Source organism: Virgisporangium aliadipatigenens (assembly GCF_016863615.1).
GTDB lineage: Bacteria > Actinomycetota > Actinomycetes > Mycobacteriales > Micromonosporaceae > Virgisporangium > Virgisporangium aliadipatigenens.
The window spans coordinates 1-23,676 of the sequence record NZ_BOPF01000001.1 but is presented as its reverse complement, the minus strand read 5'-3'; the positions used below and the strand labels follow the sequence as shown (position 1 = coordinate 23,676).

The following is a 23,676-nucleotide window of genomic DNA, read 5'->3' as shown; positions in this document are numbered from 1 at the left end:
AACGCTGGCCTACCGGACGAGCCCCGTGCGGTAGGCCAGCACCACCGCCTGCACCCGGTCGCGCAGTTCGAGCTTGGCCAGCACCCGCCCCACGTGCGTCTTCACCGTCGTCTCCGCGAGATGCATGGTCTGCGCGATCTCCGTGTTCGACAACCCCTGCGCGATGAGCAGAAACACCTCGCGTTCGCGGTCGGTGAGCGCCGACAGCGGCGTGTCCGGGCGCCGCACGAGCTGTCCGGCGAAGCGGTCCAGCAACAGCCTCGTGATCCGGGGCGCGACCACCGCCTCGCCCGCCGCGACGATCCGGATCGCGGACAGCAGTTCCTCCGGGGGAACGTTCTTCAGCAGGAAGCCGCTCGCCCCGGCCTGCAGCGCCGCGAAGGCGTCCGCGTCGGTGTCGAACGTCGTCAGGGCCAGCACCCGCGGGCCACGGATCTCCCGGGTGGCCGCGATGCCGTCCATGACCGGCATCCGCAGGTCCATCACCACGACGTCGGCGGCGGTGTGCCGGAGCAGGCGCAGCGCGGCGGCCCCGTCGCCGGCCTCCCCCACCACCGTCATGTCGTCCTGCGCGGTCAGGATCATGCGCAGGCCGGCGCGCACGAGTTCCTGGTCGTCGACGACCACGACCCGGATCACGGCTTCGCCTTCAGCGGCAGCAGCGCCTCGACGCGCCACCCGCCCTCGAAACGCGGCCCGGCGGCGAACGTTCCACCGTGGACGGCGGCCCGCTCCCGCATGCCCCGGATACCGTGCCCCTCACACCCCTCGGGTGCCGGTGATCGCGCCGGGCCGTCGTCGGCGACCACAATGGACAGTCCACCGTCCATGTAGGACAGGACGACCTCGACGCCCGTGTGCGGGCCGGCGTGGCGCAGGACGTTCGTCAGCGACTCCTGCACGATGCGGTAGGCGGTCAGCTCCTCGGCGGCGGTCAGCGGCACCGGCTCCCCCTCGGTGCGCCGCGCGATGCGCAGCCCGGCCGCCTCCGCGCGGGCCACGAGGGTGTCCAGCTCGGCGATCCCGGCCCTGCGCCGGTCCCCGTCGCGCTCCTCCCCCTGCCCGTCGCGGAGGACCTCCACGATGCGCCGCATGTCCTCCAGCGCGTCGCGGCCCGTCGCCGCGATCGTGTCGAGCGCTCCCGGGACGTTCTCGGGGGAACGCCCCAGCGCGTACCGCGCCCCGTCGGCCTGCACGATCATCACGCTGAGGCTGTGCGCCACCACGTCGTGCAGTTCGCGCGCGACGTCCGCCCGCACGTCGGCGGCGGCCAGGCGACCGAGGTAGTCGCGCTCGCGTTCCAGGGTGGCGGCGCGTTCCTCCAGCGCGGCGACGTACAGGTGCCTGGTCCGCACGGCGTACGCGGTGAACCAGGCGGCCAGCGACGCCGCCCCGTACAGGATCGGAAGCGACCAGAAGAAGCGCGGGACGAGGATGCACACGATCAGCACGCCGATCGCGGCGCCGACGCCGGCCAGGATCCCCCACAGCAGCCGTTCGGCGTACTTCACGACGGAGTACATCGCCACGAGCACGGCGAGGTCGTAGGCGCGCACCGTCCCGCCCGCGAACAGGTGCAGCGGCGCGAGCAGGTACACCACCGCCGCCGTGGCGACCGGGAAGCGCCGCCGGGCCAGCAGGGCGGCCGCCATCGCGAGGCCGATCGCGTACACGACGGGACCGCTGCCCCGCTCGCCCCACGCGAGGAACGCGATGCCGGCGCACACGCCCGCGTCGAAGAGCCGTGCTCGCACGACTTCACGGTAGATCAGCGTCACGTCCCGTAGTCCATCCTAGGAGGCTAGGCCACGATCCCCGCGTCAGTCCGACAGGGCGGCGACCACCGTGGACCGGGCGGCGCGGCGCGCGGGGAGGAGCGAGGCCGTCACCCCGGCCGCGGCCGCCACGAGCACCACCAGGGCCAGTTGCGCGTACGGGATGGTGAGGACGGGTTCGATGTTGCCGAACGCGGCCTTCATCGTGAGCCAGCCGTACCCGATCCCGTACGCCACGCCCACCACCGCGCCGACACCCGCCATCAGCAGCGCCTCGACGACGAGCGTCGCCGCGAGCTGTCGCCGGGTCAGCCCGAGCGCGCGCACCAGCGCCGACTCGCGGGTGCGTTCGAGCACCGACAGGGAGAGCGTGTTGGCGATGCCGACGAGCGCGATCACCAGCGTCACCGCCAGCAGCGCGGCCACGATCGCGACGAGCTGCTGGATCTGGGCCCGGTCCTGCTCCCGCACCTCCGCGAGATCCCGCACGTCCACGAGGGGGAACTCGCGCAGCGCGGCGTCGAGGCGTTCGCGGGCGGGGGCGCCGGCGGTGCGGGCCCGCACCAGCACCATGGACTCCCCCGCGGCCTGCGGGAAGACCGCGGCGAAGTCGTCGGCCGTCACGACGATGTCGCCCACCCGGCTGGAACTCTGCACCACCGCCACGACGGTGACGCGGCGCGCCGTGCCGTCCGGGCCGGCCACGTCGACCGGGTCGCCCACGGTCTTGCCGCGCAGCAGGTCCGAGGAGGCCGCCAGGACGGCGCCACCGGGCTTCAGGTCGGCGAGGCTGCCGGCCGTCACCTGGGGGCGGAACGCCGTTCCGAACGCGGCGGGGTCGATGCTGCCGACGAGCATCCCCGACGGGGTGGTGCCCAGCCGGACCCCGGCCACGAGGTCGAACGCGGGATCCGCCCGCAGCGCGGACACCGCCGCCGCCGGGACCTGCGTGGCGCCCCGGCCCACCTCGGCCGGGGTGAGCATGTAGTCGACCGGGAACGCCAGGTTCAGCTGTTCCTCGCCGGTGCGGGTGAGCGATGCGGCGATGGTGCTGCCGCCGGCCATCATCGTGATGCCGATCAGCAGCGCGGCCGCGGTGGGGGCGGTGCGGCCGGGGTTGCGGCGGGCGTTCTCGGTGGCGAGGCGGGCCGGCACCCCGAACAGCCGGCCGGGCAGCCAGCCGAGAAGCGCCACCAGCCGGCCGACGAGCAGGGGCGAGAGCAGCAGCAGGGCGACGAAGTTGAGCGCCCCGCCGGCGATCACGATCACCAGCGCCGTCTCGGCGGAGTCGGCCCGCCAGGAACGCGCCGTCAGTGCCGTTCCCCCGAGGAAGGCGAGGAGGGCGAGAACGACGAGCGGCCACCGCGGCCGGGACCGCCCGAGCGGCTCGATCCGCAGGGCCGCCACCGGCGGCACGCGGGTGGCCCGCCACGCCGGCAACAGCGCCGCGGCCAACGGCAGCGCGAGGCCCAGCAGCACCGCGAGCACCACCGGCACCGCCGTCACCACCGGGGAGTGCGGCGCGATGCCGCCGTCGGAGAGGCGGGTCACGCCCGCGTACAGCCCGGCGCCCACGGCGATCCCGACGAGCAGGCCCGGCACCACCCCGGCGACACCGACCACCGCCGCCTCCGCGAGCACCAGCCGGAACACCTGCGCCCGCCCGGCACCGACGCAGCGCAGCAGGGCCGTCTCGCGGATCCGCTGCGCCACCAGGATGGTGAACGTGTTGTGGCTGACGAACCCGGCCACCAGCGCCGCCACCGCGCCGAAGAGCCGCAGCGCCAGCAGCACCAGGTCGATCCGGCTGAACGCCTTCTCCGCCAGGTCGTGGCGCAGTTCGTCGCCGGTGCGTGTTCTGCCGCCGGGCGGCACGGGCAGCGCGGCGCGCACCGCGGCCGGGTCGCCGTCGACCGCCGCCACCACCTCGCGCAGGCCGGTGGATCCGGTCAGCCGCACGAGGTCGTCGCGGGCCAGCACCACGATCGGGTACACGCCATCGGGTGCCGTGCTGTCGAGCGCGGTCGTCAGGTCGGCGACGCCGACGAGTCGCCGGCGCTGCGGCCGTTCGGCGGTGTCCAGCACGGTGATCTCGTCGCCGACGCGGTAGCCGGTCTTCCCGGCGGTGTTCCGGTCGATCGCCGCCTCGCCGGGGGCCGAGGGGAGGCGGCCGGTGGACGCGCCGAAGCCGGGGCTGACGTCGACGGCGTAGCCGGGACCGGCGAGGCCGCTGACGAGGCGCCCGGCGCGGTCCAGGAGGGGCAGCGGCTCGCGCATCCGGCCCGCGGCGGAGGTCACGCCCGGGACGGCCCGGACGTCGTCCACTGTGGACAGTGGGAGGCGGCCGTCCGGCGCGGCGCTCACCGCGACGTCGACCCCGCGCGAGGTGCGGGCGTACCCGTCGACGAGCGCGGCGCGGGTGGTGTCGCCGAAGACGAACGTCCCCACGACGAAGCCCACCGCGAGCAGGACGGCGATGACGGTCGGCACCAGGCGGCGGGGCCGGATTCCGGACAGGACGGCACGAAGCATGCGCTCGACGCTAGGTGCGCCACCGGGGCGGTCGCGTCGTCGCGAGGTTTCCCAAAGCGCTCCTCCCCCGGTACCACGGCCGCGGGCCGTCTCCTCCGCGCGGACGGTTTCGCCCCGGGGTCGTCCGGGAACGATCGGACGTATGGCGCGTACCGCATGGCTCCTCACGGCGTTCTGCGCGGCGGCCGCGCTCACCGCCTGCGGCGGGAACGCCGAACCGAACCGCACGCCGCAGAACGCCGCCCCGGCGGTGTCCACCTCGCCGGCGCCCTCATCGGCCTCGCCCTCGTCCGAGGACGAGGAGGGCACCACCATTCCCGAGTCCGCGATGCTGCGCCCCGAGGATCTCGGCGGGGCGAACCGCCTGGCGAACGCCGGCCGGCAGGACGAGTTCCTGCGGCCGCCCCGGCCGTGCGGCAAGGGCGGCGCGAGCGACGCTCAGCGGCTCGCCGCCGCGCGGGTGCACTACGCCGTCACGGACGAGGACCTGACCGGGCGCAAGGTGCCGGTGGCGGGGCTGTTCGAGCTGGTGATGACGTTCCGGCCGGGGGGCGCTCAGGCGTATCAGGCCGAGGTGCTGGAGGAACTGGGCCGCTGCCCCACCGGCGAGGGCGACCGGCGGTGGGGCCTCGACTCCAGCGGGGACGTGCTGCGCCTGTTCGTGGACCGGCCGGTGCAGTACGCCGACACGCCGGGGCGGCAGAAGGTGCCCGTTCTGGTGGCGCGCACCGGCGACGTGGTCGTGGTGCTCGCCGACACCGGCTACGAGACGGGCGACGGCGACCCCGCGCTGCTGTCGGCGGTGCTGGACAAGGCGCTCGCCCGGGCCGCGTCGGCCGACTGAAGCGCACCGATCACGCGCAGGAGTTCCAGGGCGCGGTGCGTCGGCGAGTCCGGCTCGGCCGTGAACATCACCACCTGCTGGTCCTGCTCCGGCAGCGACAGGATCTCGAAGTCGAGCGTGAGCCGGCCGACCGTGGGATGGTCGACGATCTCCTCGCTGTGCCGTTCGACGTGCAGCTCCTGGCTCTCCCACAGCGCGGCGAACTCGGCGCTGCCGGCCCGCAGGTCGCGGATCAGCGCGGTGATCCCGGGGTCGTTCGGGTAGCGGGTCGCGGCGAGGCGCAGGTAGCTGACGGCCGTGCCGGCGAAGCGCCGCGCGGCCGCGATGCCGTACCGGCCGCCGGCGGGGTCCAGGAAGTAGCGGCGCACGATGTTGCGGTCGTGCGCGCCGAGCGCGGCGAAGTCCTCGAACATGGCCGCCGCCAGCGGGTTCCACGCGAGCACCTCGCAGCCGCCGTTGAACACGATGACGCCGGCGTCGCCGATCCGGTCGAGCAGCCGTCGGGTGCCCTCGGCGACCGCGTCGGAGGGGCGGGCGGCGGCGTCGGGTGCCGCGTGGCCGGCGAGCCGGAACAGGTGGGCGCGCTCCTGGGTGGACAGCCGCAGCGCCCGGGCGATGTTCTGCAGCACGGCGCGCGACGGGTGCCGGCCGCGGGCCTGTTCCAGCCGGCTGTAGTGGTCGACGGAGATGAGCGCCAGCTGGGCCACCTCCTCGCGGCGCAGTCCCGGGGTGCGCCGCCGGGCGCCGGCCGGCAACCCGACGTCGGCGGGGCGCAGCCGTTCGCGCTTGCCGCGCAGGAACGCCGCGAGGTCCCTCTTGTCCATCACCCGAGCGTAGGCGGCCGGGGCGGATCCAGCCGCGGACCGGGAGTCCCTGGATACGCCCCCGCCGGCCGGACGACAGTCGCCGCATGACTGATGAGGTGCTGGTGACCGGCGGTTCGGGGTTCCTGGCGGGATACGTCACGGCGGAGCTGCTGCGGCGCGGCCACCGGGTGCGGGCGAGCGTGCGGGACCTCGGCCGGTCGGACGACGTGCGGGCCCGGGTGGCGCGGCTGGTCGACCCCGGGGACAACCTGTCGTTCGTCGCCGCCGACCTGCTGCGCGACGACGGCTGGGCCGAGGCCGCCGACGGGGTGGCGTACGTGGTGCACACGGCGTCCCCGATGCCGATCGGTGAGTTCCGCGGGACCGACGTGATCCGGCCGGCGCGGGAGGGCACCCGACGGGTCCTCGAGGCCGCGCGGCGGGCCGGGGTGCGGCGGGTCGTGCTCACCTCGTCCACCGCGGCCGCGATGCCGGCGCGGCCCGACGCGCCCGCCGACGAGAGCGTCTGGACCGACCTGCCGGACCGGCCCGAGTTTGTGTATCCGCGGGCCAAGACGCTCGCCGAGCGGGACGCGTGGGACCTGGTCGGCGGCTGGCCGGACGGGCCGGAGCTGGTGACGATCCTGCCCGCGAACATCCAGGGGCCCGCGCTGGACGGCGACTACGCGCCGTCGGTCGGCCTGATCCGGCTGATGCTGGCCGGCCGGATGCCGCTGCTGCCACGCATCGGCTACGCGGTCGTCGACGTGCGCGACCTCGCCGTCCTGCACGCCGAGGCGCTGAGCGCCGCGGGCGCCGCCGGGCAGCGCTTCATCGCGGCGGGCGAGTTCCTCTGGCTGTCCGAGATGGCCGAGGTGCTGCGGGAGCGGCTCGGCGAGGCCGCCCGGAAGGTGCCGCGGCGGGCGCTGCCCAACTGGATCGTGCGGACCGGCGCGCACGTCAACGCGGAGCTGCGGCAGCTGCGGCCGAACCTCGACCGCCGTTCGCACCTGGACGCCGGGCACGTCGAGCGGACGCTCGGCTGGCGGACCCGGCCGGCCGCCGACACCGTCGCCGACACCGGCCGCAGCCTGGTGGCCCTGGGCCTGGTCTGAACCGGGCCACCTCGGGGGGCCCACGGGACGGGGCCGGAGAGCGGGACGCGGCGAAGAAACCTCAGGCCCCCCGGCGGAACCAGGCGCGCGACGCCGGCGGGGCCGTCACGAGCACCGCCACGGCGATCCCGGCCCCCACCGGCACCACCGCGTACAGCCAGACGAGCCCGATCTCCGACGCGTAGGCGAGCGGCGACAGCCCGAGGCAGAGCAGGAAGAGGCTGCCGAGCACCGCCATGACCTGGAAGCCGCGCCGGCCGCGCCACAGGCCGCGGGCGACCCACAGCGCGAGCAGGGAGAGGCCGAACAGCGGGCTCCACGTCGTCGGGCCGCCCTGCGGTTCGGTCACCACGCCGGCCGCGGACGCCATCAGGTCGAGCACGATCGCCAGCAGGGTCAGGCCGCCGAGCACCGAGAGCAGGGTCACGGCGGCGAAGACGGGTGGCGGTGGGCGTTCCATGCATCGACGCTAGTGCTTGTCCCGGCGTGTTCGCACGACACGCGTTCGCGGGACGGCGGGGCTGATATGGTGACGCCTCCATCGAGGAGGATCCATGCATTTGGTGCTCGTCGCCGTTGTCGGCGCGGCAATCGGGCTCGTCGCACCGGCGCCGGCCGCGACGACCTGGACCGTCGAGGGGCCCGGGGAGGTCGCCGCCACGCTCGCGCTCGACGACGGCCGGCTGGCGTTCGGGGTGCAACGGCGCGGCGACACGGTGATCCCGCCCTCCCCCGTGGGCGTGGTCACCGAGGAGGCCGACCTCAGCAGCGGGCTGGCGTTCGTGTCGCGGAGCGACCGGAACCTGCGCGAGCAGTACACGATGACGACCGGCAAGCGCCTCGCGCGCGACACCGCGCTGTCCGAGTCGACGTTCGCGTTCACCGCCGGGAGCCGCCGGATCGACGTCGTGGTAAGGGTTTCCGCCGAGGGCGCCGCCTACCGCTATGTTTTCGAGGGAACGCTCACGCGGGAGGCCTCCGCCTGGACCCTGCCGCAGGACGCGCCCGCCTGGCTGCTGCCGTACAACGTCAACTACGAGGAGACGCGGGTACAGACCACGGCCGGCGCCGCCACGGCACGCGACTACGGCTTCCCGGCCCTGTTCCGGGTCAGCGACAACTACGTGCTGCTCACCGAGTCCGATGTGGACGGTCGCTACAGCGGCGGCCGGCTCACCAAGACGGCCGACTCCTCGACGTTCACCCTGAAACTGGCCGACGCGCGGATCAGCGCGACGGGACCGCTCACGACGCCCTGGCGGGTGGCCGTCGTGGGAGACCTGGGCACGGTCACCACCTCGACCCTGGTCGACGACCTGGCACCGCCCTCGAGGCTGCCGGACACCTCCTGGGTGCGGCCCGGCACCGTCGGGTGGTCCTGGCTGTCGGAGCACGCCAGCCCGGCGGATCCGGTGCGGCAGCGGCAGTACGTCGACTTCGCCGCCCGCAACGGCTGGCCCTACGTGCTCGTCGACGAGGGCTGGAACGCCTCCTGGGTCCCGGAACTGGTCCGCTACGCCCGCGCCCGCGGCGTCGACATCCTGCTCTGGTTCCACTGGACCGCACTCGACACCGCCGCCGAACGCGACACCGTCCTGCCGCGCGTCAAGTCGTGGGGCGTCGCCGGCGTGAAGCTCGACTTCATGGACTCCGACTCCCAGGCGCGCTGGCGCTGGTACGACGCGATCCTGCCCGCCACGGCCGCCAACCGCCTCATGGTGAACTTCCACGGCGCCTCGATCCCGCGCGGGTTCCAGCGCACGTGGCCGCACGTGATGACCGTCGAGGCGGTGCGCGGCGCCGAGTACCAGCACACCCGCGCGAGCACCAACACGATGTTCCCGTTCACCCGCAACGTCGTCGGCGGGATGGACTACACGCCGGTCACCTGGAGCGTCACCGACCGGGACACCACGGAGGCGCACGAGGTCGCGCTGTCGGTGGTGTACGAGTCGGGCTGGCAGCACCTCGCCGACCGTCCGGAACAGTACGACGTGCGGCCGGAGGCGCTGCGCACGCTGGATCAGGTGCCGACCGTGTGGGACGAGACGCGCCTGGTGACCGGCGAACCGGGGCGGGAGGCCGTGCTCGCGCGGCGCGGCGGCGACCGGTGGTTCGTCGGCGGGATCTCGGCCGTCGCGGCGCACACGGTGCTGGTGCCGCTGGGCTTCCTCGGCTCCGGGCGGTTCCTCGCCGAGACGTTGCGCGACGGCGACCACGGGCTGGTGCGGGAGACCCGGATCGTGCGCCACACCGACACGCTCGCCGTCCCCGAACGGGCCAACGGCGGCTTCGTCACCGTCCTGTGCGCCTACACCGGAGTGTCCACCTGCGACCGGCCGGTGCGGCGCGCGCCGGCCACGACCCTGGCCGTGACGCCGGCGTCGGTCGACGTCGACGGCGGGGAGAGCTTCGAGGTGACGGCGACGTTCGCGCTGCCGTCCGGCGGGCCGCTGCGCGACGTGCGGCTGGCGCCGCAGGCGCCCGACGGGTGGACGGTCGACGGCGATGCCGTCACGGCGCGGGCGCTCCGCGGCGGCAAGTCGCTCACCGGGACGTGGCGGGTGAGCGTTCCGGCGAACGTGCCGGCGGGCGACCATGAGCTGCCGGTCGTGGCGGAGTACACCCACGAGGAGCGGGTCGTGCACGTGGAGCAGGCGGTGCGCGTGTTCGTGCCGCCGCCGGTGCCGACCGGGACGCCGTTCGTGAGCGACCTGCCGTTCCTGCGCGAGTTCAACGGCTACGGGCCGGTCGAGCGGGACCGTTCCAACGGGGAGAACGCGGCCGGCGACGGCCACCCGATGACGATGGACGGGGTGGTGTACGCGAAGGGGGTCGGCACGCACGCGCCCGGTGAGATCGTGCTGTGGCTGGGCGGCTCCTGCACCGGGTTCACCGCGCTCGTGGGCATCGACGACGAGGTGACCCAGTCGGGGTCGGTGGAGTTCCAGGTGAACGGCGACGGGCGGGCCCTCGGCACCACCGGGGTGCTGCGCAGCGCCGACGCGCCACGGGAGTTCACCGTCAACGTCACCGGCGTGCGGGAGCTGACGCTGCGGGTCACCAACGGCGGCGACAACGACAACTTCGACCACGCCGACTGGGCCCAGGCAAGGCTCACGTGTGCCTAGAATCCGACACTCGTCACCTGCGCTGGGTAGGGGTAGCGTCACCGAGCGATGAGCGAGCTGCTGCGGTTCGAGACGGGCTCCGGTTCGGTCGTGGTCGAGGTGGCCGAGGACGAGCCCGGCATCCGGCTGGCCTCCCGCGACGGCGTGGTCGAGCAGGCCCCCGCGCACCTGGAGAACGCCCTGGCGAGCGTGCGCGGGGCCGCCGAGAGCACCCTGCGGGTCTTCCGTGACGGGGTCCTGCGCCCGGACGGGATCGAGGTCGAGTTCGGCGTCCGGCTGAACGCCGAGGCCGGCGCCGTCATCGCGAAGTCCACAGTGGAGGGTCACTTCGTCGTCAAGCTCTCGTGGCAGCGCGACCCGGAAACGCAGCGCTCACCGGAGACCTGATGGCTCCCGCGCAGTGGCCGGCGCGGGTGGCCGGCGGGGCCGGGTTCCTGGTCGAACGCGACCGGGTGCTGACCGCCGCGCACGTGGTCGAGGGGCTCGACGCGGTCGACGTGCGCTTCCCGGCGCGGCGGGAGCTGGGCGCGATACCGGCGACCGTGGAGTTCACCGGGCCGTGGCGGCGCAGCGGCGAGCCCGACGGCGACCTGGCGGTGCTGCGGCTGCACGACCCCGTCGACATCGCACCGGCGCGCTTCGCCGCCTGCGGCGCGCTCGAGGCCAGGCCGAAGGCCGTCCTGCACGTGGTCGGCTTCCCCGCCGCCGACGGCATCGAACGCGTCGCCACCGTTCAGGTCGACTTCCCGACCTACCTGGTGCAGGGCGAGTGGGCGCAGCTGCGCAGCGACGAGTCGTTCGGGCCGGCGGTCGGCAAGGGGTACAGCGGCGCGGCCGTCACGATCGCCGGCACCGGCGAGGTGGTCGGCATGGTGACCGCGGCCGACCGGCAGGACCGCATCGGGCACATGCTGACCGCGGCGCGGCTGCGCGCGCACTGGGCCCCGCTGGCCGCTCTGCTGCCGCTCGGGCCGCTGGCCGCCCCGGCGCATCGGGAGCTGCGGGCCGGGCTCGACGACGTTCCCGTGGAAAAGGCCCGTGCGGCGGCGCGCAGCGCGACCGGGGACGATCACGCCGAGCCCGACCCGGCCGCCCTCGCCGGTGCGCGCAGCGCCTACGACGTCGCGGCCTACCTCGTCGAACGGCTCGCCGCGCCGCACCGCGCGGAGGATCTGCTGAAGCGCTTCCTGGCCGCGCTCGCCGCGCCGCCGGCGGCACCCGGCGAGGTGACCGTCTCCGTGCAGGTCTCGCGCAGCGGCGCCGGACCGCGCAAGGTGCTGCTGGGCATCCGGCTCTACTCGGGCGGCCGGCCGCTCGCCGAGGTCTGCCACGAGGTCGTGACCGCCGCCCGCCTGCGCGCCCGGGTCGAGGAGCTGCTGCCGCACGCCATCGACGAACGGGTCCCGCCGGACTGCCGGGTGACGGTGGAGTTCGTGCTGCCGCGGGCCTGGCTGTCGCTGCCGGTCGACAGCTGGGCCGAGCGGCGCGGCAGCAGCGTCCAGCTCGGCTGGCGGCACCCGGTGACGGTCCGGGACCTGGCGCGCTACCAACGCAAGGCACCGGACCGCGAGCACGACCGCCGGTGGGCGCACCTCGACCGCGGCGGCGACGTCGTGCACTGGATCGGCTGTCGCGACGCCGTCGAGGCCGCCCGCCTCGCCGCCACGCTCGCCGTGCGCGCGGAGCGCGCCGTCCTCGCCCTCGCGTCCCCGCCGGATCCGGTCGAACGGCACCCCGCGCTGCGGGCCGGCTTCGACAGCGGCATGCCGGTGATGCTGTGGCGGCGGGCCGCCTGCCCGGCGCACTGCGACGGGGACGACTGTCCGGGACGGCACTTCCGCAGTCGGCTCACCGACCGGATCTCGTTGCTGCCGAGCCTGACCGAGCTTCCCGCGCTCACCTGCGCGCTGCGCGCCGAGGCGGGCCCCGACGGCGGCGATCCGATGACCCTGCTGTGGGAGCCGCCGCTGCCCCGCACCGCCGCACCGACCCTGGGCCTCGGGGGTACATCGTGAGTTGGGGGATCTACACGGGTAGCGGCAAACCGCACGACGGCGTCGACGCGCTGCCCGCACCGCCGCCGTGGCGGGTGTTCCTCGGGCGGCCGGTGCGCCCGGTGCCGCCACCGTCCACAGTGCACTCCGACGTGGTGCGGGCCACCACCTACCGGCCCGACGCCCGCACCGTGCAGCAGGTCAACGCCGCGCTGTACCTGCGCCGGCCGCTGCTCGTCACCGGGCCGCCCGGCACCGGCAAGACCACCCTCGCCTACGCCGTCGCCCACGAACTGCGGCTCGGGCCGGTGCTGCGCTGGTCGATCAGCAGCCAGGCGACCCTGCGCGACGGGCTGTACCAGTACGACCCGCTGAGCCGCCTGCAGGAGGCCGGTCAGGGGGCCGGCGAGGATCTCGGCAGGTTCCTGCGGCTCGGGCCGCTCGGCACGGCGCTGCTGCCCTGGTCCCGCCCGCGCGTGCTGCTCATCGACGAGATCGACAAGAGCGACCTGGACCTGCCCAACGACCTGCTGACGGCGTTCGAGGACGGCTCCTACGAGATCCCCGAACTGGTGCGCGCCAACACGCCCACCGCATCCGTGCTCGACGCGGGCGGCGAACTGCGCGCGCAGATCACCGGCGGGAAGGTGCTGTGCCACAGCTTCCCGCTCGTCATCATGACCAGCAACGGGGAGCGGGAGTTCCCACCGGCGTTCCTGCGCCGCTGCATCACCGTGGAGATCCGCCAGCCCACCGGCCCCGAACTCAACGCCATCGTCGCCGCGCACCTGCCCGAGCACGTGGCGGCGGCGGGTGCGGTCGTCGAGCAGTTCCTGGCGCGGCGTTCGGCCGGGGAACTCGCCACCGACCAGCTGCTCAACGCCATCTACCTGACGCAGGCGACCGGGGCGGCCGATCCGCACGCCCTCGCCGAGGACCTGATGCCCTACCTGTCGTCGGCGTTGCCCGAACCCGATGCGGATTGACCTGCTCCGGGCGGTGCTCGCCGCGCGCGGTGCCGAGTTGCACCAGCGGGAGCTGGCCGAACTCGTCTGGCTGGCCGGGCACATCACGCCCGCCGACTCCGCCCCTCCCGCCGTGCCGTCCACCGGTCCGTCCACTGTGGACGACAGTGCTCCGCCGGAGCTTCCGGTCTCCACGGCGGTCCCGCCGCCGGGTCCGCCCGCCGCCCCGCTGCACCTGCCCGACGGCGGCCTCCCGGGTGACGGGGTCGAACAGGGCGGCGGCGCGACCGCCATCCTCGCACCGGCCGCGCCCGCCCTCGGCGGCAAGCTGGCGCTGCAGCGGGCACTGCGGCCGTTGCGCCGCCACGTGCCGGACCGGCGGCGCTACACGGTGGACGAACCGGCGACCGCCGACCGCATCGCCGACGGCGGCTCCCGGCTGCCCGTCCTGCGGCCCGCTCCGCAGCGCTGGCTCGACCTCGCGCTCGTTCTCGACGTCGGGCCGTCCATGGCCATGTGGCGCCAGCTCCTCGACGAACTGCGCCAGACCCTGGCCGAGTCCGGGACGTTCCGCAGCGTCGCCGTGTGGGAGCTGGACACCGGACAGCACGTCCGGCCGGGGCGGGCAGCCGGGCCGGCCATGCTCACCCCGGACCCGTCCGCGCTCGTGCGCGCCGACCGGCGGCAGGTGACACTGGTCGCCAGCGACTGTTCGGGGCCGGCGTGGCACACCGGCGCCGCCGCGCGGCTCGTGCGCCGCCTGGCCCGGCACGGCGCCGTCGCCGTCGTGCAGCCCCTCCCCGAACGCCTCTGGGAGCGCACCGCCGCACCCGTCACCGTCGGCGAACTGTCGGCGCCGGCGCCCTGCGTTGCGAACACCGGGCTACGCTTCGCGCCCTACGACGGCATGCGCCCGCCCGGTCCCGGTGCCGTCGTCGTGCCGGTGCTGGAGCTGGCGCCGTCGTGGTTCGCCGGCTGGGCGGGGCTGATCGCGACCGGCCGGCCGGTGGAGTGCGCGGCGGTGGCGTACCTGGGTCCCGTCCCGCCCGCGTCGAGCGCCCCCGGCGGTGACGAGCCCGCCCGCGAACGGGTGCGGCGGTTCCGGGCCACGGCCTCGCCGGCCGCCGTTCGGCTGATGCGGTGTGCCGCCACGACCACGCCGGCGGTGCCGGTGCTGCGCCTGATCCAGCGTTCCGTGCTGGGCGGCTCGGTGCCGGGCGATCTGGCCGAGGTCGTTCTCAGCGGACTGCTGGCGCCGGTGCGCGGGGCCGCCGGGCGGTACGCGTTCCTGCCCGGGGTGCGCGACGCGCTGCTCGACGGGCTGGCCCGCGCGGACGCCACGGCGACCGTGGACCTGCTGATGCGCGTGTCGGCCGCGATCGAACGCGACGCCGGGGTGACGGCGCGTGCCTTCCGCGCCCTGGTGCCCACGGGGGACGGCGCGGAACGGCTCGGCTCGGGGGCGTTCGCCCTCATCAGCACGGAGGCCCTGCGCAGGCTGTACCCCACCGCGGACCCGGGCATCGGCAACGGCGGGGGCACCGGCGCGATCCCGCGGTGGCGCCCGCGCGCGGTCCTTTCCGGCCACACCGGCCCGGTGAACGCCCTCGCCGTCTGTGACGTCGGGCCGCTCGTGCTCGCCTCCGGCGGCGACGATCGGACGGTCCGCCTGTGGGACCCCCGTTCGGGCACACCGCTGCACGACCCGCTCACCGGCCACACCGGAACGGTCAACGCCCTCGCCGAGTATGTCCACAGTGGACAGGTGATGCTGGCGTCCGCGTCGGCCGACGGCACGCTGCGCATGTGGGATCCGGCGACGGGCGTCCGCCGCGACAGCGCGCACACGGGCCGCGGGCGGGAGATCGGGGCGATGGCCACCCGGGTCCGACGCGACGGGCGCAACCGGCTCATCACCGGCGGCCGCAGCGGCTCGGTGCTCGACTGGGTCTTCCCGCTGATCGCCGACATCCCGAAGACCGTCCACTACGAACGGGCCGGGGTGCGGACCGACGACGGGATCACCGCTGTCGCGACGTCGGGCGAGCCGGAGCCGAACGACCTCGTCGTCATCGGCACGCACCGCGGCGCGGTGTGGGCGACCGGCGGCCCGATGGGCAAGCGGCTGCGCTCCTTCCCGGGCTCGACGCGGACCGACGCCGCCGCGGTGCTCGACGGCCCGCGCGGCCCGGTGCCGGTGACCGCCCACGGGACGGCGATCCGGATCTGGGGGCCCTGGTTCGACGGGTCGGTCACCACGGTCCGATCGGCCCACGCCGGGCGGGTCAGCGCGCTGTGTCCCCTGCCGGACGGCGGGTTCGCCAGCGTCGGCGGCGACGCGGACGTGCGGGTCTGGGGACCGGACGGCGTGGTGCGCGGCGTGTATCCGACCGGCCACGCGGGCCCGATCCGGGCGCTGGCCGTCCTGCCCGGCACCGGAGGGTCGATGCTGCTGGCCACGGCCGGCGAGGACGGCACGGTGCGCCTGTTCGACCTGCGCCTCCCCCGTCCCGCGACGGCGCTTCCCGGGTCGACCGGGCCGGGCGACGTGCTGGCGCAATCCGACGCCTACCGGCAACTCATGGCGCTCTCCGGCCGGGGGTACGTCGCCGAGCGGCTCGACGGAGTGCTGCGCCGGCCGGACCGCGGCGGCCGGCCGCTGTTCGTCTTCACCGGCAACCGCGGCACCGGTAAGAGCACCGTCGCCCGCCTGCTCGCCGAGATCCTGCGCGACCTCGGCGTCCTGCGCGACGGCCACACGGTCCCCGTGAACGCCACCGATCTCTTCCCGCCGGACACCGATCTGCCCCCAGACAACGATCTACCCCCGAACACCGATCTACCCCCGAACACCGAATTACCGCCGAACACCGACTTGCCGCCGCGCGCCGATGTCGCGCCCGGCGTCGATCCGCTCGCGCTCATGGCCGACGCCGTCTCCCGGGCGTCGCACGGGCTCCTGTACGTCGACGACGCCCACCTGATTCCCGACGAACAGTTGCGCGCCCTCCTGGACCGGCTCGCCGACTCCACCGACCCGGTCGCCGTCGTCCTGGCCACCGACCGCGCCGCCCGCTGGCCATGGCGGGCCGGCCTGGAGTCCTTCCACCGGGTGGACTTCGCCGACTACGGGCCGGGGGCGCTGTTCGACATCCTGATGCGCACGCTGCGGACCTGGCGGCTGGCGGTGGCGCCCGAGGCGGCGCAACCGCTGCGGGACGCCGTCGAGGCCCTGCACCGGGACCGGCCGCCGGACTTCGGCAACGCCCGGGAGATCCACAGACTGGCGCTGCACGTCGCGGAGAACCGCACCGCCCGCGTGCGCGCAGACGACCCCGACGCGCCCGTGCTGGCGGTCGACGTGCCCGCGCCCGGCGCCACCCGGACGGCCCCGCCGCAGGTGATCCTGGTCGCCCACCAGGACGGCGTGCCCGGCGACGACCACCCCGCGGCGGCACACCGCCTGTACACGGCCCTGACGGAGGTCGCCCGGCGGCTCGGCTCGAACGGGCGGCCGCAGGTGCAGGCGCCCGACGCGTTCGCGCTGCGCGTTCCCACCGAGGAACAGACCCACGTCACGGCCGCCGCCGCGCTCGCGGCCGTGCGGGAGGTGCTGATGCCGCTGGCCGCCGAGGACCGGCGCTACGCGGTGGCGCTGGTCGACCAGCGGGACGGGCAGTCGGCGGCCACCTCGATGCTCGACAGCCGCGAACTCACCGCCGCCCTGCGCACCGACCCGGCCGCCCGGGTGGCTGTTCTCATCTCCTCCGCGCTCTTCCACGACGGGCTCGTCGACGACACGACCGGATTCGCACCGCGCGCGATCGCACTGGCCGGCCCGACGGGCCACTTCGCCTACCTGGCCCTCTTCCGCGCACCGCGGGCGCCCGCAGTGTTCCGCCGCACGGCACCGCTGGTCGGCGCGGAGGCGCTCGCCACCGAACTGGAGGCCGCGCTCGCCGCGCACACCGATCCCGGGCCGGCGCTGATGTACCTGCACGTCTCGGGGATGCGGCGGGCGGCGGACTCCCGGACGGTGCCGATCGACGAGGAGGGCATGCGGCTGGTCGCCGACCGGCTGGCGTCGGCGGCCGGGCCGCACGAACGGGTGGTCACGCTGTGGCCCGACGAGTTCGCGGTCGTGGTGGCGCGGCCGACCAGCGCCGACGCGGCGACGGTCCGGGCGCACGAGCTGCGGGCCGCGCTGAGCGTGCCGACCGAGGCGGGCGGGGAGCAGTTCGCGCCGCTGGTGAGTGTCGGGATCGCCGTCTCGGTCGGGGTGCACGACAGCGTCGAACTGCGCCGCCGGGCCGCGGCCGCCGTCGCGCAGGCCGACGAGAACCGGGTGGGCGTGGTGCTGTACTCGGCGACCGCGCGCACCTACACGGTGCCACCCAGCTTCCAGGCCGAGGTCGACCGGACCCTGCTCGCGGACGACTACGACCTCGCGTACCGGCCGGTCGTCGACCTGCGCGCCGGTCGCACCGCCGCCGCCCTGGCGGTGGTCCGGTGGCGGCACCCCGAACGCGGCCCGCACAGTCCGGGGGCGTTCCTCGGGGCGCTGGAGCGCTCGCGGCACCTGTGGCGCTTCGTGGCCGGTGCGGTCGGCGGTGCGCTCGACGCGCTCTCCGGGTGGCGGGCCGCCGGGCACGCCGTCGCCCTGGTGATGGACCTGCCGGGCGGTGCGGTGGCCCAGGAAGCCGGCCTGGTCCCGCCGCCCGACGGGTGGCTGGTGCTGCGCCTCACCCCGCCGACGGTGATGCCGCGCGGCCGGTTCGCGGCGGAGGTCGCGCGGCTGCGGGCCGGTGGTGCCCGGGTGGCGATCGAGGGCGCCGAAACGCTGTTCGGCGGCGATGCCCCGCCGGTCGACGTGATCACCGTTGCGCGGCGGTCGGTCGGCGTGCTGGACACCGAGGCGACGGCGGTGCGCGCGCTGATCGGTTCCGCCGCCGAGCGCGGCCGGCTCACCCTCGCCGAGGGCGTGTCCCGCCCGCGTCAGCGGGAGCTGCTGGCCGCGTGGGGGTGCGACTGGGCGGAGGGGCCGTTCTTCGGGGACCCGGTCGACGCGACGGAGTTCGGGGCGATGCTGGAACGCGAGAACAGCGGGTGAGCCGGACGCCCTCAGATCGGACGCGCCGCACCCGATGGGGAGCACGTGGACCATCGCGCCGGACCTGCCGGACGCCCGACCGGGGCGCCCGGCTTTCCGGGTTATGAGGTGCTGAGCGAACTCGGCAGCGGCGCCGACGCCACCGTGCTCCGGGTGCGGCGGATCGCCGACGGCGGCACGTACGCGCTGAAGGTGATCGACCGCGAGTCGGCCGACCCGGACGCGGCGACGACGGCGTTGTGCCGCGAGGCGGCGCTGCTGGCCGGCGTGCACCACCCCGATCTCGTGGCGGTGCACGAGGTGGGGGTGCGCGACGGGCGGCCGTTCCTGGTGATGGACCTGGTGGAGGGGCGTTCACTGGCGCGGCTGCTGGACGGCGGGCCGATGCCGGCCGACCAGGTCACCGCCCTCGCGCTCGACCTCGCCGACCCGCTGTCGGCGCTGCACCGGGCCGGGCTGGTGCACCGGGACGTGAAGCCGGGCAACGTGATGGTCCGCACCGACGGGCGGTTCCGTCTGATCGACTTCGGGATGGCGGCGCGGGAGGTGGCGGACGGTTCGGACGTGGCGGTCGGGACGCTTGTGTACTCGGCGCCCGAACAGTCCGGCACGCTGCGGCGCGCCGTCGACGCGCGCTCCGACCTGTACTCCCTCGGCGTGGTGCTGTACGAGTGCCTGGCCGGGCGGCCGCCGTTCGCGGGGCCGGACGTGGGCGAACTGCTGCACATGCACGCCGTCGTGCCGCCCCCGGACCTGGCCGCGCTGGTGCCCGACGCGCCGCCGAAGCTGGTCGCGGCGATCATGCGCCTGCTGGCGAAGGAACCGGACGACCGGTACCAGACGGGCACGGATCTCATCGCCGAGCTGACCGGCCGGCCGCACCGGCACCGGCGGGAACAGATCGTCGGCCGCGCGCAGGAGACCGCCGCCCTGCGGGAGCGGTGGGAGGCGGCGAAGCAGGGCGCCGGCGGCACGGTCGCGCTGCACGGCGGCAGCGGGTTCGGCAAGAGCCGCCTGCTGCGGGAGTTGACGGAACGGGCGCAGGGGATCGTGCTGTGCGGCTCGGGCACCCGGGACGACCCGGTGCCGATGGGGCCGCTGCGGCGGGCGTTCGACGGGTGGCTGCGGCAGGTCGACGCGCTGCCGGCGGGCGCGCGGGCGCGCACGCACGAGCGGATCCGGGCGTGCGCGGGGGCGTCCGGGCCGGTGCTGGCGGCGTTCTCCGAGGGGCTGGCGGCGGTGCTCGGGCCGGCCGGGCCGCCGGAGGAGCAGTTCGCGTCGACGGTCGCGGACTTCCTGGTGGCGCTGGCCCGCGAGGGGGACGGGCTGCTGCTCGCGCTCGACGACGCGGACTGGCTCGACCCGGCGTCGCGGCGCGTCCTGGGCCATCTCGCGGACGACGCGGACGGGGCGCCGTTGCTGGTCGTCGTCGCCGGTCGCGAGCCGTCCGCCATCGCCGATCCCGATATGGAACTGGCGATCGGCCCGCTCGCCGTCGGGGACGTCGCCGCGCTCGTCTGCGCGCTGCTGCCCGGCACGCAGCCCGACGACGCGCTGACCAAGCACCTGGTGACGCGCAGCCGCGGCAACCCGTTCGTGGTGCGCGAGTACCTGCGGGCGGTGGCCGACGCCGGACTGGTGCGGCCGTTCTGGGGGCGCTGGGTCCTCGACGAGGCCGGGCTGGACGCGCTGGCCCTCCCCCAGGACGCCCTCGGCCTACTGCTGTCCCGGCTCGACGCGCTCAGCGAACCCTCCGTGGCGGTGCTCGCGACGGCCGCCGTCGCCGGTTCGGACGTGGCGCCGGAGGTGCTGACGGAGGTGCTCGGCCGCCCGGCCGACGACGTGCGGGCGGCGCTGCGCGAGGCGGTGCGGCTCGGGCTGGTGGAGCAGCGCGCCGGGGGCGGGTACGCGTTCCTGCACGTCGGGTTGCGGGACGCGCTCGCCGCGCGGCTGGACCGGCCGACCGTCGAGGCGACCCATCTGGCGATCGCCGACGCGCTGTCGACCGTCGAGGAGCCGCCGCCGGAACGGGTGTTCGCGATCGCGCGGCACTATCTGGCGGCGGGTGCGGCCGTGCCGGCGACCCGGGCCCTCCCGGCCTACGTGGCGGCGGGCGAACTGGCGCTGCGCGGCAACGCCCCGGCGGACGCGGTGACGTTCCTCGGGCGGGCGCGTGAGCTGGCCGGGGCGCCGTCGGTGGCCCTGCTGCACGACCTCGGAACGGCGCTGATGCACGTCGGCCGGTTCGGGGACGCGGCGGCCGTGCTGGAGGAGGCGGTCGAACTCGAGAACGACCCGCTGCGCCGCGCCGAACTGCTCGTGACGCTCTCCGACGTGTGCTGGGCCGGCTGGCGGGTGCTCGACGGTTCGGCGACGCTGCGCCGCGGACTCGCCGAACTGGGCGTGCGGATGCCGCGACGGCGTTCGGTCCTGCTCGTGACGACCTTCGTGATGATCTTCGGGGTGGTGTTCACGCAGCTGCTCGGCCTCGGGTCGAGTTCGCTGCAGGGCACCGAACGCCGCCGCCGCGAACTCGCCGCCGACCTGTACACGCGCGGCTTCAACCTGTCCGGCCTCGAAGGACGGATCGACCTGTGGCTGGGCTACGGCGTGCGGGCGATCTACTGGGGCAACCGGCTGGGCCACGGCAAGCCGTACGCGCAGGGCCAGTACCTGCTCGGCATCTTCGCGAACGTGCTGCGGATGCGAGGGGTCGCGCGGTCGGCGTTCGACCGGATGAACGCCGACCCGGCGGTGACCGAACCGGGGCTGCGGGCCCTGACCATCTACGGCCGGGCCCTGTCGGAGTACATCCTCGGCACCGGCCCCGCGGCGCCGGTGGCGCGCGCCCTGTCCGAACACGGTCGTTTCCTGGACGTCGGCACCTACTCGGAGGGCGCGTTCGCGCTGGCCGTCGACGCGGTCAACCAGGGCCGCAACGCCGAGGCCGCCCGGGTGGCCGACCTCGCCCGACGACGGATGGTGACCGGATCGGGAGAACTGTCGGCGCTGTCGCTGATCCCCGTGGTGGGCGCCGCGGCGCAGGGCCGGCTCGCCGACGCGGCCCGCGACCTGGAGGCCCTCGACCGCGACCTCGGCGGCGCGAACGGCCGCACCGTGCAGATCTACGCGTCCGCGGCCCGCATCCAGGTGCTGTCGGAGCAGCAGGAGATCGGCACCGCGTTCGACGAGGCGGCCGACGCGTACGAAGCCGTCGGCGGGCACCCGCGGATGATGCGCCGGCCGCTGCGGGCCACGCTGCGCCTCGTCGCCACCGGGCGGATCGCGCAGTACCGCGCCGCGACGGAGGCCGCGGACCGCGCCGAACGCCTCGCCCAGGCCCGCGCCGCCGTCAAGCGGCTGGCGACGGCGGCCCAGGATCCGGCGGCGCGCAGCTACCTCGCGTGCGTGCGGGCCGACCTGTTCGTGGCGACCGGGCGGCCGGAACGCGCGCTGGCGGTGCTCGGCGCCGACGTGGCGGTGCACCGGCCGCCGGCGCCGCTCATCGAGTTCGAACGGGCCCGGGTGCGCGCCCGCGCGCTGGTGGCGCTCGAGGCGGACCGGCTGGCGATCCGCGAGGTGCGCACCGCGCTGGAGATCGCCGAGGAGGAGGGCTGGCCGCACCGGCACGGCTGGGTGGCGGCCGAGTTCGGGTCGCTGCTGAGCGGCCGGCGTCATGCGTCGAGCGCGCACGCGTCCAGTTCCCCCGGATCGGTCGGCGACGACCGGCGGCGGCTACGCGCCCTGGAACATCTCAGCGCCGCGGCGTCGCGGGTCCTCGACCCGGACCGGCTCGCGCGGGTGGCGCTCGACGAGATCATCCGGCTGCTGCACGCGGACCGCGCCCACCTCTTCCTGACCGCCCCGTCGGACGACCGGCTCGTGCCGCACCTCGGGCGGGACGCCGCCGGCAACGACATCGGCGAGCTCTCCGGCTACAGCACCAGCCTCGTGGAGAAGGTCCGGCTCGGCCGCGAGCCGCTGGTGGTGACCGGCACGGACGAGGGCGCGGCGCTCGGCGCGCAGAGCGTGGTGCTGCACGGCCTGCGCTCGATCATGATCGCGCCGCTGCTGCTCGACGACCGCCTGCTCGGCGTCGTGTACCTGGACAGCAAGGTCGCGAAGGGGCTGTTCAGCGCCGCCGACGCGGGCACGCTCAACGCGCTCGCCGGCCACATCGCCGTCGCCCTGGAGACCGCCCGCACCGCCCAGCTGGAGATCTCGGTGCAGGTCGCGCAGCGGCAGCGGGACCTGGCCGACCGGCTGCGGGCCGCGTTCGAGGCGATGAGCGACACCCTGGACCCGGCGACCGTCCTGGCCAGGCTGATCCACTGGGCCGGGGCCGTGGTCAGCAACCAGGGTGTGTGGCTGGTCGCCGTCCGCGGGCAGGACACGGTCGTCGGCCACCTCGCCGCCGACGGGACCTTGGTCGAACGTCCGACGCCCGACGATCCCGCCCTCGGCCCCCTGCTCGCGACGGCCGGCCCGACGACGGATCCGCCGCTGCCGGGGGACCTGGCCGAGCGCGCGCCGGAAGCGGCGGCCTGGGCGGCGCTGCCCCTGCGTTCGCGCAACGCCGATCTCGGTGTGCTGATCGTCGCCTCCGCCGCGGCCGAACGCCTCGACGACGAGCTGGAGGTCGCCGGCGCGGTCGTCGCCCAGGGCATGACCGCCTACGTCAACGCCAGCCTCTTCGCCCGCGTCCGCGAACTGGCGACCAAGGACGAACTGACCGGCGTCGCCAACCGGCGGCACCTCTTCGAGCTGGCCGAACGGGAGGTCGCCGCCGCCACCCGCTACGACCGCCCGATCGTCGCGATGATGCTCGACGTCGACCACTTCAAGCGGGTGAACGACACCTACGGCCACCCCTCCGGCGACGACGTCATCCGCGAGGTGGCCCAACGCATGCGAGCCGAACTGCGCCAGGTCGACCTGCTCGGCCGCTACGGCGGGGAGGAGTTCGCGGTCGTCGTGCCGGGGGCCGACCGGGCGGCGGGCCGGGTGCTCGCCGAACGCATCCGCGAGAAGGTGGCGGCCGTTCCGGTACCGACGCGCACCGGGCCGGTGACCGTGACGATCAGCGTGGGCCTGGCCGAACGGGCCGGGGCGACCGAGGATCTCGCCTCGGTGCTGGCGCGGGCCGACGAGGCGCTGTACGCGGCCAAGCAGGCGGGCCGGAACAGGGTCTGGGACGACGGGTCGCGGGAGGGCGCCGCCACCCTGCCGGCGTGAGTGTTCACCCGGGCTCGGTCCAGCGCGAGATCCGGTGCCGCCCGGGCGGAGTGCGCCCGACGTACATCCCTGGCGTGCGATGCGCGGCCGCCGTCAGGGGCGGCGGTGGTAGATGTTGCGGCGTGGCCGTCTCTGCGGGTCCAGGTATGGGGGTGGGAGGAATTCGGGG

General features: G+C 75.4%; 13 protein-coding genes. 8 read left to right on the top strand and 5 right to left on the bottom strand.

The annotated features are described in order from the left end of the window. Nucleotides 1–9: 9 nt before the first annotated feature. The 3 genes from Val02_RS00065 to Val02_RS00055 all read right to left on the bottom strand — a co-directional run bounded on the left by Val02_RS00065 (nt 10) and on the right by Val02_RS00055 (nt 4,307). The gene (locus Val02_RS00065) at nt 10–639 is read right to left on the bottom strand and encodes a response regulator (RefSeq protein ID WP_203896734.1); all 630 of its coding nucleotides are present in this window, start codon (nt 637–639) and stop codon (nt 10–12) included. Then, the gene (locus Val02_RS00060) at nt 636–1,754 is read right to left on the bottom strand and encodes a sensor histidine kinase (protein WP_203896733.1); all 1,119 of its coding nucleotides are present in this window, start codon (nt 1,752–1,754) and stop codon (nt 636–638) included. The genes Val02_RS00065 and Val02_RS00060 overlap by 4 nt, the downstream gene beginning before the upstream one ends. 66 nt (nt 1,755–1,820) lie before the next feature. Continuing rightward, nucleotides 1,821–4,307: an ABC transporter permease gene (locus Val02_RS00055; RefSeq protein WP_203896732.1), complete on the bottom strand. Its 2,487-nt coding sequence runs from the start codon at nt 4,305–4,307 to the stop codon at nt 1,821–1,823. 142 nt (nt 4,308–4,449) lie between these two features. Here Val02_RS00055 and Val02_RS00050 point away from each other — a divergent pair, with 142 nt between their 5' ends. Further along, nucleotides 4,450–5,151 (top strand): hypothetical protein, encoded by a 702-nt coding sequence (locus tag Val02_RS00050; RefSeq protein ID WP_203896731.1) that lies wholly within the window; start codon nt 4,450–4,452, stop codon nt 5,149–5,151. Here Val02_RS00050 and Val02_RS00045 read toward each other — a convergent pair. After that, complete coding sequence (locus Val02_RS00045; protein WP_203896730.1) at nt 5,070–5,975, bottom strand: helix-turn-helix transcriptional regulator; 906 nt, start codon at nt 5,973–5,975, stop codon at nt 5,070–5,072. The genes Val02_RS00050 and Val02_RS00045 overlap by 82 nt on opposite strands. An 86-nt stretch (nt 5,976–6,061) precedes the next feature. Between Val02_RS00045 and Val02_RS00040 the strand changes: the two genes are divergently transcribed. Then, entirely contained in the window at nt 6,062–7,072 is a 1,011-nt protein-coding gene (locus Val02_RS00040) for an NAD-dependent epimerase/dehydratase family protein (RefSeq protein ID WP_203896729.1), read from the top strand. Nucleotides 7,073–7,133: 61 nt separating this feature from the next. On the opposite strand, the gene Val02_RS00035 is transcribed toward Val02_RS00040, so the two are convergent. Then, nucleotides 7,134–7,532: a hypothetical protein gene (locus Val02_RS00035; RefSeq protein ID WP_203896728.1), complete on the bottom strand. Its 399-nt coding sequence runs from the start codon at nt 7,530–7,532 to the stop codon at nt 7,134–7,136. A 94-nt stretch (nt 7,533–7,626) separates the two neighbouring features. Here Val02_RS00035 and Val02_RS00030 point away from each other — a divergent pair, with 94 nt between their 5' ends. From Val02_RS00030 to Val02_RS00005, 6 genes are all read left to right on the top strand, one after another. Further along, the gene (locus Val02_RS00030) at nt 7,627–10,203 is read left to right on the top strand and encodes an NPCBM/NEW2 domain-containing protein (RefSeq protein WP_203896727.1); all 2,577 of its coding nucleotides are present in this window, start codon (nt 7,627–7,629) and stop codon (nt 10,201–10,203) included. Nucleotides 10,204–10,251: 48 nt separating this feature from the next. Then, nucleotides 10,252–10,590 (top strand): CU044_2847 family protein, encoded by a 339-nt coding sequence (locus Val02_RS00025; protein ID WP_203896726.1) that lies wholly within the window; start codon nt 10,252–10,254, stop codon nt 10,588–10,590. Beyond that, nucleotides 10,590–12,218 (top strand): VMAP-C domain-containing protein, encoded by a 1,629-nt coding sequence (locus Val02_RS00020; RefSeq protein ID WP_203896725.1) that lies wholly within the window; start codon nt 10,590–10,592, stop codon nt 12,216–12,218. The genes Val02_RS00025 and Val02_RS00020 overlap by 1 nt, the downstream gene beginning before the upstream one ends. Beyond that, the gene (locus Val02_RS00015) at nt 12,215–13,183 is read left to right on the top strand and encodes an AAA family ATPase (RefSeq protein WP_239151117.1); all 969 of its coding nucleotides are present in this window, start codon (nt 12,215–12,217) and stop codon (nt 13,181–13,183) included. Before Val02_RS00020 ends, Val02_RS00015 begins: the two co-directional genes overlap by 4 nt. Next, on the top strand, nt 13,173–18,272 hold the full coding sequence (locus Val02_RS00010) for an SAV_2336 N-terminal domain-related protein (RefSeq protein ID WP_203896724.1): 5,100 nt from the start codon (nt 13,173–13,175) through the stop codon (nt 18,270–18,272). The genes Val02_RS00015 and Val02_RS00010 overlap by 11 nt, the downstream gene beginning before the upstream one ends. Before the next feature lie 108 nt (nt 18,273–18,380). Next, entirely contained in the window at nt 18,381–23,507 is a 5,127-nt protein-coding gene (locus tag Val02_RS00005; protein ID WP_203896723.1) for a diguanylate cyclase, read from the top strand. The last annotated feature ends 169 nt before the right edge of the window (nt 23,508–23,676 follow it).